The organism is Acidobacteriota bacterium (assembly GCA_009861545.1).
Classification (GTDB): Bacteria; Acidobacteriota; Vicinamibacteria; order Vicinamibacterales; family UBA8438; genus WTFV01.
This window is the reverse complement of the sequence record VXME01000139.1, coordinates 1-12,041: the sequence shown is the minus strand read 5'-3', so window position 1 is coordinate 12,041 and position 12,041 is coordinate 1. Positions and strand designations below refer to the sequence as shown.

Genomic DNA, 12,041 nt, shown 5'->3' with positions numbered 1-12,041 from the left:
GAAGATCAATCTTCATCATTCATCGCTGCCCTTCAGCCCCGAATAATCGCAGAGCCCGGCCTTCGGGCCGGACCCTTGCAAGTACGGCCCGGTTTTCGCCACCGCGTGTGGTGAACCGGGCCGTTTTTGCGAGCGACGAGCACGAACACCGCGCCGCAGCCGACCGCAGGGGCCGCTCGGCCGTGGCGGGCGGAACCGTATAGCGGCGGGGGACACGCAGCTACGCCGATCCGGCGGTTCTGATCTCGAACCGCCCATGCGAGGGCGAGAACCGGATCGCGTCGGAGTCGAAGGCGCGGCCGACCGCGCCGCTCCCGCGCAGTTCGTCCGGCGTGCCGACCGAGAAGCCGCCGGCGCCGTCGAGCAGCCAGACGCTGTCGGCGAGCTGAAGCGACAGGTCGAGGTCGTGGCTCGAGAGCAGAACCACCTGCCCCTTCTGCCTGGCCCGGGAACGCAGCAGGGCCATGATCTCGACCCGGCTCGGTAGATCGAGGAACGCCGTGATCTCGTCGAGGACCATGAGGCGCGGCGTCTGTGCGAGCGCACGGGCGATCATCACGCGCTGTCGCTCGCCGTCGCTGAGATCGCTGAAGTAGCGGCGCAGGAACGGCTCGACGCCGGTGACGGCCACCGCGTCGGCGATTGCGGCCTCGTCATCGTCCGCCAGTCCGCCCTGCCAGCCCGTGAAGGGCTGCCGGGCGAGCGCGATGACGTCGTCGACGCGGAGGCCCGGATTGAACTCGCGCTCCGTCAGCACCACGGCGATCCGGCGCGCGCGCGTCGCCGGCCGCATGGATGCGATGTCTTCGCCGTCGAGCAGTACCACGCCGTCGAGCGATGTCTGCAACCCCGCGATCGTCCGCATGAGGGTCGATTTCCCGGCCGCGTTGCGGCCGAGGATGCAGATGAAGTCGCCGGGAGCGGCCGACAGGTCGATGCCGGACACGACCGCTCCCCGCGTGTTGCGATAGCCCACCGCGAGGGATTGCAGATCCAGCATCAGCGCCACTGCCGCACGGCCGGCGAGAAGATCAGGATGAGAATCACGGCCGGCGCGCCGACGATGGCGAGGACCGCGTTCAGGTGCAGGAAGTGCTGCTCCCACCGCGCATGGACGATGGCGTCTCCGGCAACGGCGAGCAGTGCGCCGCCGAGGGCGGCGAGCGGCAGGAGCGGCAGGATCCGCGCCGTTCCGGCCAGCGCCCGGGCGAAGTGGGGTGCGATGAGGCCGACGAAGCTCACCGGGCCGCAGAAGGCCACGACCGGCGCCACCAGAAGCACGGTTGCCGCAAGCACGGCATGTCTCAACGTCGTGACCTTGACGCCGAGGCTGCGGGCGTAGGTCTCGCCGAGAAGCAGCGAGCTGAGCGGCTTGGCCGTCGCGACGGCGGCAGAGGCGCCGACGAGGATCGGCAGCAGGAGCCACGGCAGCGCCGCGGGGGCGACGCCGGCAAAGCTCGCATCCTGCCATCCGCCATAGATCCGGCCGCCGGCGCGGGCGGCGAAATGCAGCAGAACGCTGGTGAGGCCTTGCGCGGTGAACCCGAGCATGAGGCCGATGACGAGCAGCGTGATGGCGCCGACGCGGCGGCCGAGCGACAGCATGACGAGCGCCGCGATGGCGACGCTCGCGGCGGCCGCGAGCGTGATGCTGGGACCCTCGAAGAAGGTGAGGAAGGACACGGCCGCGGGACCGGCGAAGGCCGCCGCGGTCACGATGAGTGCGACCCCGAGCTGGCCGCCCGCGAGCAGGCCGAGGGACCACGCGTCGGCCACCGGGTTCCGGAAGAGGGCCTGCATCAGCACCCCGGCCATGCCGAGCGCACCGCCGGCGATCATCGCGGCGACAACCCGCGGAAGGCGAATATCGAGGACGATCTGGCGGGCCAGGTCGCTCGACCGGGTTCCCGTCAACGCGCCGACGGTGTCGGCCAGGGGCAGCGCGATCTGCCCATGGGTCAGCGTCAGGAGTAGGAGCGCGGCGAGCGTGGCGAGAAGGACGGAGCCGCTAGTGCAGACCCGCGCCCACATGGTCCGCTTCCCACGTTTCCGGTACGAGGTAACGCCACTCCCCGTCGCGCAGCTCCGGATGCAGCATCTTCATGATGTCGGCCAACTGCCAGTCCGGACGGATGGCCCCCATCTCCCACAGCTCCCACGTGTCCGCGTCGGGATGGCGCTTGCCCTGCTCCCAGAAGACGCAATCGTCCCGATAGGCCTTGAAGCGCGACAGCACGGCCCGATCGTCGAACACCGCGGACAGTGGGTCGCGGATCATCCAGCAATCGGCGCCCGTTGCGTCCCGCAGGAGCCGTTCGGTGGAAAGCTCGGAAAAGGTGTCGAGCTCCGGATCGTCGTCGGCGCCGAGCACGAGCTCCGCGTTGGCGTCGCGAATGAGGGCTGCAATGGCGTTGCGCTGCGTAACGGCCCAGCGATTGCCGGCGCTCTTGTACCAGGCCCAGAGAACCGACCGCCGCGGCTGTTCCTCGGCGACGGCCTTCAGGCGGTCGATCTCCTCGGCGACCATCTGCACGAACGCATCGGCTTCGGCCTCCTTCCCGGTCAGCAGGCCCATCAGAAGCACCCACGCGACACGGCCCATGTAGTGCGGCTCCGCATCGATGAAGGTCGGCACGAACGGAATGCCGAGCGACTCGACGCGCTCCATGTGCTGGGTGTGCGTCAGGTCGGCCATGCGCGCGACCAGCACCTCCGGCTCCGCCGCCACCAGTGCATCGAGCGTCGGCGGCATGTGCCAGCCATAGCCGATCTGCTGGATGCGACCCGACCGGGCCATGCGGCGCAGGTCATCGTCGTAGCTGTTGTGCCCGCCGACGGCGACGATCCGGTCCTCGACCCCGAGCGCGCGCAGCATGGCCTCATGCGGTTGATCGTTGACGGCGATCCGCTGGACGGGGGTTCGAATCAACGTGGCGTCCGCCAGATCTCCCGTCAGGGTCGGCGGCTCCAGGCCCCTCGGGACCAGCACGAGACGGGCGCGTTGCGGCGGTCCGCCCGCCGCTCCGCCCCAGGTGACGACGGACGCCTCGATGTCGACGATGCGATAACCGTCCCGTTCGACGACGCTGAAGGTCTCGGCGTAGGGCGTTTCGAGCGTCTCGCCTTCGACGGTGCCCGGATCGTCGGGGATGCCGGGCCCGCACGCGGCCAGGCCGACCGCCAGAACGACGGCCGTCAGACGGGATGGCGCCCCACGCACGTCGGCGAGGCGCGCATGCCGAAAAAGAACGAATGGTCTGACGATGGCCCCTATTGGCGTTCTTCCGGTCATCCTGATGCGGCGCTCGGACAATTCGTACCGCAACGACCGTGGCCCGAGCGACCCTCCCGACGACAGAGGGCGTTGTCGTCAGCCGGCTCGATCCGCGTGCTCCTCGTCGGCGCATACCGCGCACGCGCCCGCTTCGCACTCACGGGCGCTCCGCCACAGAGCGCCGGCGAGGGTCAGGCTCCCGGCGGCCGACGTCATGGTTTCGGGCAGCGGCTCGAGCCAACCGGCGAGGGAGGCCGCCCAGAGCGCGGCCCCGCCGGCAAAGGTGAGGACCACGGCCGCGTTCCTGCGGGCCGGGCCCAGGGCGAGCATCACCCCGCCGAGAAAGACGTTCCCGACCCAAACGCCTCGCTCGACGCTTTCGGTGAGCGCGAGCGCGGGCGCCACCACGATCAGGAACGGGGTGAGCGCGCAGTGCAGGCTGCACCAAGCCGCAGCGCACGCCGTCAGCCGCGATCCGGAGGCCAGATACGCGCTTGAAGGGACGCCCGCGAGAGAGAGCTTCATGGTGTTGCGTCTATGGTCAGGAAGCGCAGGGAGCAGATGTGACAACCAGAGAGATCATGATAGTGGATTCCCGAAGCCGGTGTCACGGGGCCGTGTTCGGCTGGAAGTCCCGCTGCAGCAGGGGAGTACGCGGCCGCCCGCCGGTCGCCTCCCGTCAACCGGGGGCCGGCGCCCGAAGCGACCGTCGCGGATGCGTCCGTCCCGCGCCGGTGACATAATCGGCCAGGATCTCGAACGCGACAGGAGGCGTCATGCCCGCATCCGGCTGTTCATCGTCCCGGTTCCGACCGGTGCGCATCGTGGGTGGCCTCTTGGCCGCCCTGGCGGTCTTTGCAGCTCCGGCGATCCTGGCGCAGGAAGTGGATCGCATCCGCCCGGTCACCGACGCGGAGCTGGTGAACCCGAGTCCCGACGAGTGGCTGATGTGGCGCCGGACGCTGGACGGCTGGGGCTACAGCCCGCTCGATCAGATCGATCGCGACAACGTCGGCGACCTGCAGCTGGTCTGGTCGCGGGCGCTGACCCCGGGCCGCCAGCAGGGGACGCCGCTGGTCCGCGACGGCGTGCTGTTCATGCCCAATCCGCGCGACATCATCCAGGCCCTCGACGCGGTGACCGGCGACCTCATCTGGGAGCATCGGCGGGACCGCCCGGACGATTTGGCCGACTACATGATCGGCACGCTCATCGACACGAACCGCAACATCGCGATCCACGACGAGCTGATCATCGACACCAGCATGGACGACCACATCTTCGCGCTGCACGCGGAGACGGGCGAGGTGGTCTGGGACACCGAGATCCTCGACTACCGGGTGAACCCGGCCAACCAGACCTCGGGGCCGATCGTCGCCGGCGGGAAGGTGTATTCCGGGCGGAGCTGCGATCCGCGCGGCGGGCCCAACGGCTGCGTCATCACGGCGCACGACGCGGCGACCGGCGAGGAGCTGTGGCGGACGCGCCTCATCCCCGCCCCCGGCGAGCCGGGCGACGAGACCTGGGGCGACGTGCCGTTCGAGGAGCGCACGCACGTCGGCTCGTGGATGGTGCCGAGCTACGACCCCGAGCTGAACATGGTCTACGTCGGCACGTCGGTCACCTCGCCGGCGCCGAAGTACATGCTGGGCGGCACCGACCTGACGCACCTGTACCACAACTCGACGCTCGCGCTGGACGGCGACACCGGCGACATCGTCTGGCACTACCAGCACATGAACGACCACTGGGACCTCGACCACCCGTTCGAGCGCCTGCTCGTGGACACGGCGGTACGGCCCGACCCGGCCGCGGTGAGCTGGATCAACCCGCGGCTGAACGCGGGCGAGGTGCGCCGGGTGCTGACCGGCATACCCGGCAAGACGGGCATCGTCTACACCCTCGACCGGGAGACCGGCGAGTTCCTGTGGGCCACGCCGACCATCGTCCAGAACGTGGTCAGCGGCATCGACGGGGCCACCGGCGTGGTGACCGAGAACGCGGAGCTCATCTTCACCGCGGCGGGGCAGACGGTGCTGGCCTGCCCGCACGCGAGCGGCGGGAAGGATTGGGAGGCCGGCGCCTACAGCCCCCGGACCAACACGATGTACATGCCGCTGCGCAACGTCTGCTCGCGGATGATGGCCATGGCCGCGCCGGACGAGCAGGACGAGGCGCGACGTCTATACGCCATCGCCTGGCGCCCCGAGATCGCGCCGGGCTACGACGACGTGGGGAGCGTGCAGGCCATCTCGGCCGAGACCGGCCGGGTGACCTGGAACTACCAGCAGCGAGCCGCCACCATGGCCCTGGCCGCCACCGGCGGCGGGCTCGTGTTCGGGGGCGACGTGAACGGCCGCTTCCGGGCCTTCGACGACACGACGGGAGAGATCCTCTGGGAGATCAACCTCGGCTCGCCGGTCTCGGGCTTCCCGATCACCTACGCGGTCGACGGCCGCCAGTACGTGGCCATCAGCACTGGCTACGGCCGCTTCCTGGAGCTGACGCCGGAGCTGCGCCCGAGCAGCAACAACAATCTGTTCGTCTTTGCCCTCCCGGAGTGACCGCGACACGCGACACGCGCGCAAAACCGAGACAGCCAACACGCGGCGAAACCCTGACATACACCAAGGAAGAGAAGAGAACCATGACCAGATTCACGATCCTCGGCGCGGCCATCATCGGTTTGCTGCTCACCGGCGCCCCGGCGCCTGCCACGGCCCAGGAGGACTGCGCGCCCGACGGCGACGTGCAGTTCATCTGCGGCCCGGTCAGCCCGGAGGACTTCGCCCAGGTGCCCGATTCGCCCTGGGTCATCGTCCCCAACATGGTGAACAACGGGCCGATTCAGGCCGTCGACACGCGCGACAACAGCGTGGTCACCATCTTCCCGGCCACGGCCGACGCGCGGCATGACCAGGCGACGTACGGCGCCTGCCCCGGTCCGGTGACGTCGAATATCCGGCCGCATGGGTTGTACCTGCGCCCCGGCGACGGCGGCAGCCACACGCTGTTGGTCGTCGGCCACGGCGCGCGCGAATCGATCGAGGTGTTCGAGCTGGATGCGAGCGGGTCGCAGCCGGCGCTCACCTGGGTCGGCTGCGCGGTCGCGCCCGAGGGGATCGGCCTCAACTCCGTCGTCGCGCTTCCCGAGGGCGGCTTCACAGCCACGAGTCCCGCCACGCGCGACATCTGGGAGTGGCAGTCCGGCGCCGGCTGGACCCGCGTCCCCGGCAGCGAGGAGATCGGGCCCAACGGCATCGAGCTCTCCCGCGACGGCGAGTGGTACTACGTGGGCGGCTACGCCGCGCAGGCGCTCATCCGCCTGTCGCGCAACCGCACCCCGCCCGAGCTGCACCCGATTTCGGTCGATCACTTCATCGACAACGTCCGCTGGGGCGCGGGCAACACGCTGCTCGCGGCCGGCCACATCGGCCCGACCCGGGCGTCCATCGGCGAGTGCATCCGCGAGGGCAACTGCGACGGGGTCAGCTCCCGCGTCACGCGCATCGACCTCGACACCCTGACGGCCGAGGAGGTCGTCAACTATCCGGCCAACGATCTGCTGATCCTCGGCACCGCGGCCATCGACGTGGGCGACGAGATCTGGGTGGGCCAGGTCGCCGAGGGGGACCGCATCGCGCGCTTCCCGGCGCCGTAGATCGACGGCAGGCGACTCGCGACCGCCGCCTGCGGCGCCCCGCGCAGACCGATATCGCGGGGCGGGGCCCGCGGGGGGCGCCGCGCGCGGCGGATCCCGTCAGGGGCCGGTCGGGGGTTTCTGGATGCTGCGGCGGATGCTCACCGGCCGGACCGCTTCGGGAACCGTCGCGTGCTTGACGATGTTGACGTCGATCTCGAGCCTGGATACGACCCGTTCGACGTTGGCGAGTCTCTCGTTGTGACCCTTCAGCTCCTGGATCACCTCACCGAGTTGCGCGGTCAGCCGCTGATCGACTTCTTCGAGTCGCTTTTCCATGCGGCCGAGCTGCCTGGCCAACGCCCCGATCTGTTCGGCAACCTGCTTGTTGGTCAACGGCGCCCCCGGTGCGCCCTATGTTACGCGATTGCGCGATGGACGTGCGGATTGCGGGCAGGCCGCCGGCTGTTGCGCCGGGCGTTCGCATGGGGGATGATGCCCGGGAGCTTCAGCCCTTCGGCGTTCGGGAGGACGAGATGACAAGTGCGTGGATTCGCATGCAGGCGGCAAACGGCAGGTGCGCCCGCCGGCGCCGCGCCCCGGCCGCCGGGATGGTGCTGGGCGTCGGCCTGATCTGGGCGGCATGGGCGTCGGCGCCCGCGGTCGAGTCGGCGGAGCGCCCGGCGGCGCCCGCAGCGCACGGTGGGGCGGGACAATCGGGGGGCTCGGTTCTGGACGGTGTGTTCACCGAGTCCCAGGCCTCCCGCGGCGAGGCCACCTTCCGGCGGGTATGCTCCGCCTGCCACGATACGAACGAGTTCTCGGGCGGACGGTTCCGGCTGACCTGGGTGGGCCAGAGCGCCGCCGACCTGTACGACACGATCGCCACGCTGATGCCGGAAGGGGATCCGGGGAGCCTCACGCCCGCGCAGTACGCGGGGGTCGTGGCCTACCTCCTGCAGCTCAACGGGTATCCGGCCGGCGAGGCGGCCCTGCCGACCAGCCTGTCCGCGTTGCGCGGGCTGGAGATCGTGGCCGCGCCGTAGCCGCGGGCTGGAGATCGTGGCCGCGCCGTAGCCGCGGGCGCACACGTGCCGGCCGGCGCACGGCCGATGCGGGGACGGTCGTCCGGCGTCGTTCGCAGGGCATCCGAGGAAGGACAGACCCCATGAAGGGCTCGATGACACGGTTCGCAAGCGTCCGGACCCCGCTCGGGTTTCTCGTCGCGGCCGCGGTCGCCGCCGGCGCCGTCAGCGGCGTCCTGCTGACTCCCGTCCCGGCCGGCGCGCAGGCGGAGACCCCGGCCGGCGAGTGGCGCTACATCGGGGGCGACGCCGGGCACACCCGCTACTCGGGACTCGATCAGATCACGGCCGAGAACTTCGAGGACCTGGAGGTGGCCTGGGTCTGGCGCGGCGACAACTTCGGGTCGAGCGTGCTGGGCGTCTCGCGCTCGACGCCGATCTACGTCGACGGCGTGCTCTATACGGTGGCCGGCGAGCGCCGCACCGTGGTCGCCATCGATCCGGCCACCGGCGAGACGCTCTGGACGCACCGCGAGCCGCATACCACGCGCTTCGACCGCGGCATGCGCCAGGGATACGGCAAGGGCGTGGCCTACGCCGAGATCGACGGCCGGGGCGTGATCTACATCATCAGCCCGTCCTTCTTCCTCCACGCGCTCGACGCGAAGACCGGCCGGCCGCTGGAGAACTGGGGCAGCCCGGTCCCGCTGCCCGGCTTCCCGCAGACCGGGGTGGTCGACATGCTGCCGGATCTCATCGCCGACTGGGGCCCCTGGCAGAGTTGGGACGGCGCCTACGACCCGGACTTCGGCATCCCGCGCGAGCTCGGCTACATCACCAGCTCGTCGCCGCCGATCGTGGTCAACGGGGTGGTCGTGGTCGGCAACTCCGCCGAGCAGGGCTACAACCAGACCCGCGTCGAGAACGTGCCGGGCGACATCCTCGGCTACGACGCCCGCACCGGCGAGCACAAGTGGAAGTTCCACGTCATCCCGCGCCCCGGCGAGTTCGGGCACGAGACGTGGGAGAACGACGCCTGGGAGTGGACCGGCGACGTCTCCTCGTGGGCGCCGCTGTCGGCCGACGCCGAGCGGGGTCTGGTCTACGTGCCGACCAACCCGCCGACCATCGACTTCTACGGCGGGTTCCGGCCCGGCGACGGGCTGTTCGGGACGAGCGTCATCGCGCTCGACGTCCAGACCGGCGAGCGCGTCTGGCACTTCCAGACCGTGCACCACGACATCTGGAACTTCGACAACCCGACCGCGCCGGTGGCGCTCGACGTGACCGTTGACGGCCGCCCGCGGCAGATCGTCGTCCAGGCAACCAAGCAGGGCTGGGCCTACACCTTCGACCGGGTGACCGGCGAGCCCATCTGGCCCATCGAGGAGCGGCCGGTGCCGCAGTCCGAGGTGCCCGGCGAGCAGCTTTCGCCGACCCAGCCGATGCCCACCCGCCCGGCCGCCTACGAGATGCAGGGGCTGACCGAGGACGACCTGATCGACTTCACGCCCGAGCTGCGGGCCGAAGCGCTGGAGATAATCCGGAACTACCGGCTCGGGCCAATCTTCAATCCGCCGATCCAGCGCGGGCACCCGTCCGGGCTGCGCTCGTTCGTGAGCTGCCCGAGCGGCGCCTCGAACATCCACGGTCCGACATCGGCGGATCCCGAGACCGGCATCATCTACGTCGGGACCCGGCGCGGCTGCCGCTCCGAGAACATCGTCCCGGGCGAGCTGATCGACGCCCCGAACGACATCAAGACCACCGGCCGCACCTACTCCCAGTTCGCGGTCGTCAACCGCGGCGACTTCCGCGGACCGCAGGGCCTGCCGATCTACAAGCCGCCCTACGCCCGCATCGTCGCCATCGACATGAACACCGGCGAGCACCTCTGGGAGACGCCCAACGGCGACACCCCGGAGCGCATCCGCAACCACCCGGCCCTGCAGGGCGTGGACCTGCCGAACACCGGCGTGCCGGCGCACCCGGTCACCATGGTCACCAAGACATTGCTCGTCACCGCCGAGGGCACCGCCGGCCTGCCGCGCCTGCACGCGCTCGACAAGCGCACCGGCGAGCGGCTCGGCACGGTGGCGCTGCCCGCCTCGGGGCAGTACGGGATGATGGGCTACCTGCACGAGGGTGCGCAGTACATCGTGGTGCAGGTGGCGGGACGGGGTCTGCCGGGGTCGCTGGCGGCGCTGCGGCTGCCGTCGCCTTGATGGTCTGCATCTCGCCCACGCGGCCGGCGATATTCGCCCACGGCGTGGTCGACACTTGCCGTGGTCGGCGCCCAAGCCCGTCGAACCTTGCCTCGGCCCCCGATCACGTCGTCGTCCTGAGGAGCATCCTGCGTATAATGAGGAAAGATGTCGGATGCAACGATGAGACAGTTAGAGCTCGGATTCGAACCCACTGCGCTCTTGTCGGTTGAGGACATATACCGGGGTGCCACGGCCAAGTTGCTTCAAGAGTTGAAAGAGGATCGCAGGCTTGAGCGCAAGGCGGCTGGAATCCATGCTGACCACCTCGGGAATGTCTATTTCTCGATGTGGGCAAATACGGTTGGTGGTGGACTGCTTGTCATCGGTATGAGCGACGATGGGAAGGTTGAGGGGTGTCGCAGCATTTCTGCCGAGAACCTCAATAAGCTAGAGCGGGCAGGCTACCTGTACTGTCCAGATGCCCGGTATACGAGCAAACGAATCCCGGCGACAAACATCCGTGGAGAGTCCGATTTCTTGCTCTTGTTTCATGTTCTCTACCGCGAGGACAAGTTGGTTGCCAATGTTCGAGGTGACGCGTACAGTCGGATTGGATCTTCTAAGCACAAGCTTACGCATCTTGAAATGCGCGAGATAGAAGCCGATAAGGGACAGATTAGCTTGGAGCGTGAGCCGAGCCGCGTTTCCTACCCGGACGGATTTAATGGCGAGGCGATAGAGCGCTTCGCGGCGCGCGTTTGCACGAGAAACGGATGGAATGATCATTCACCGGAGGATGTGATGGAGCTGCTTCATCTAGGAAAGCGGGGGAGCAGCCGATTTGTGCCGAATGTCGCGTGCGCTTTGCTATTCGCCGCTGACCCCACAGATGAGTTTCCGGGTTGTCGGATCAGGTTTCTTCGATTCGAGGGTGAGCATGAGGGTACAGGAGAACGCTTCAACGCGACGAAGAACTTGTGGATTACAGGCAACGTCCCGGACTTAATCGTCGAAGCTGCAAACATTCTCGACGCGCAGTTGCGAGAGTTCTCGAGACTTGGCCCGGACGGGAAGTTCGTGACGGTTAGCGAATATCCGCGGCTCGCGTGGTACGAGACTGTAGTGAATGCGTGCGTCCATCGATCTTACGGGCTGCGCAATATGGATGTCTTTGTAAAGATGTTCGATGACCGCCTCGTCGTTGAGAGCCCGGGCGGGTTCCCGCCCTTCGTTACTCCAGAGAACATCTACGAAATGCACCATCCGAGAAACCCCACGTTGATGGGGGCACTCGCATACCTTGACTACGTGCAGTGTGCCCACGAAGGGACACGGCGCATTCGTCAAACCATGGCGGACATGGAATTGCCTGCGCCTGAATTCTCCCAGCTTGAGGCGGGACATGCCATGGTTCGAGTTACATTAAGGAATGACGTAAAGCAACGCAAGGTTTGGGTAGATTCCGGTGTGGGACGCGCCATCGGAGAGGCGCTCTTTGACAGCTTAACTGCTGATGAACGCCGGGCTGTGAACTGTGCCGTGGAGGATGGAGACGTTAGCGTCAGTCATATCCAGCGTTTGACGAATAGAACCTGGCCAAGTGCAAAGAAGCTACTAATGGGACTTGTCGAGAAGGGCATTCTGGTGCACGATGTCCGGAGGCACTTGGATAGAGATCCGCAGGCTAGATTCCGCATTCGGACTGGGAGACGGGAAGCAGCGTCAGATACTAGTGCAAGCTAAACCCACGGCCTCTATGCTCGGTGCCGCGCGCTCTATTGTCAGCCAGTTTCCGCGGTCACTCCGGGACGATGAGAGTGCGATGGCAGAGGAAGAAGACAGGTCTTCGTTTACGGGGTGATTCGTCAATAGATACGGGCATGGAATGGGCCCGG

Annotated in this window: 9 protein-coding genes; 4 read left to right on the top strand and 5 right to left on the bottom strand. The window is 68.1% G+C overall.

Going from position 1 to position 12,041, the window contains the following annotated elements:
* Positions 1-220 precede the first annotated feature (220 nt).
* The 4 genes from F4X11_21995 to F4X11_21980 form a co-directional block, all read right to left on the bottom strand.
* The gene (locus tag F4X11_21995) at positions 221-1,000 is read right to left on the bottom strand and encodes an ABC transporter ATP-binding protein (GenBank protein ID MYN67667.1); all 780 of its coding nucleotides are present in this window, start codon (positions 998-1,000) and stop codon (positions 221-223) included.
* Positions 1,000-2,031, bottom strand: coding sequence for an iron ABC transporter permease (locus F4X11_21990; protein ID MYN67666.1), 1,032 nt, complete (start codon positions 2,029-2,031; stop codon positions 1,000-1,002). Before F4X11_21990 ends, F4X11_21995 begins: the two co-directional genes overlap by 1 nt.
* A complete protein-coding gene (locus F4X11_21985; protein MYN67665.1) occupies positions 2,009-3,292 on the bottom strand; it encodes an ABC transporter substrate-binding protein in 1,284 nt (427 codons plus the stop codon). Before F4X11_21985 ends, F4X11_21990 begins: the two co-directional genes overlap by 23 nt.
* A gap of 78 nt (positions 3,293-3,370) precedes the next feature.
* The gene (locus tag F4X11_21980) at positions 3,371-3,799 is read right to left on the bottom strand and encodes a MerC domain-containing protein (protein ID MYN67664.1); all 429 of its coding nucleotides are present in this window, start codon (positions 3,797-3,799) and stop codon (positions 3,371-3,373) included.
* Positions 3,800-4,050: 251 nt separating this feature from the next.
* Here F4X11_21980 and F4X11_21975 point away from each other — a divergent pair, with 251 nt between their 5' ends.
* The gene (locus F4X11_21975) at positions 4,051-5,838 is read left to right on the top strand and encodes a PQQ-binding-like beta-propeller repeat protein (GenBank protein ID MYN67663.1); all 1,788 of its coding nucleotides are present in this window, start codon (positions 4,051-4,053) and stop codon (positions 5,836-5,838) included.
* 83 nt (positions 5,839-5,921) lie between these two features.
* A complete protein-coding gene (locus F4X11_21970; GenBank protein MYN67662.1) occupies positions 5,922-6,935 on the top strand; it encodes a hypothetical protein in 1,014 nt (337 codons plus the stop codon).
* 99 nt (positions 6,936-7,034) lie between these two features.
* On the opposite strand, the gene F4X11_21965 is transcribed toward F4X11_21970, so the two are convergent.
* Positions 7,035-7,310, bottom strand: coding sequence for a hypothetical protein (locus tag F4X11_21965; protein ID MYN67661.1), 276 nt, complete (start codon positions 7,308-7,310; stop codon positions 7,035-7,037).
* A gap of 247 nt (positions 7,311-7,557) precedes the next feature.
* On the opposite strand from F4X11_21965, the gene F4X11_21960 reads away from it, so the two are divergent.
* Together F4X11_21960 and F4X11_21955 are read left to right on the top strand one after the other, a co-directional pair.
* Positions 7,558-10,164 (top strand): PQQ-binding-like beta-propeller repeat protein, encoded by a 2,607-nt coding sequence (locus F4X11_21960; GenBank protein MYN67660.1) that lies wholly within the window; start codon positions 7,558-7,560, stop codon positions 10,162-10,164.
* A 147-nt stretch (positions 10,165-10,311) separates the two neighbouring features.
* On the top strand, positions 10,312-11,889 hold the full coding sequence (locus tag F4X11_21955) for a hypothetical protein (protein ID MYN67659.1): 1,578 nt from the start codon (positions 10,312-10,314) through the stop codon (positions 11,887-11,889).
* Positions 11,890-12,041 lie beyond the last annotated feature (152 nt).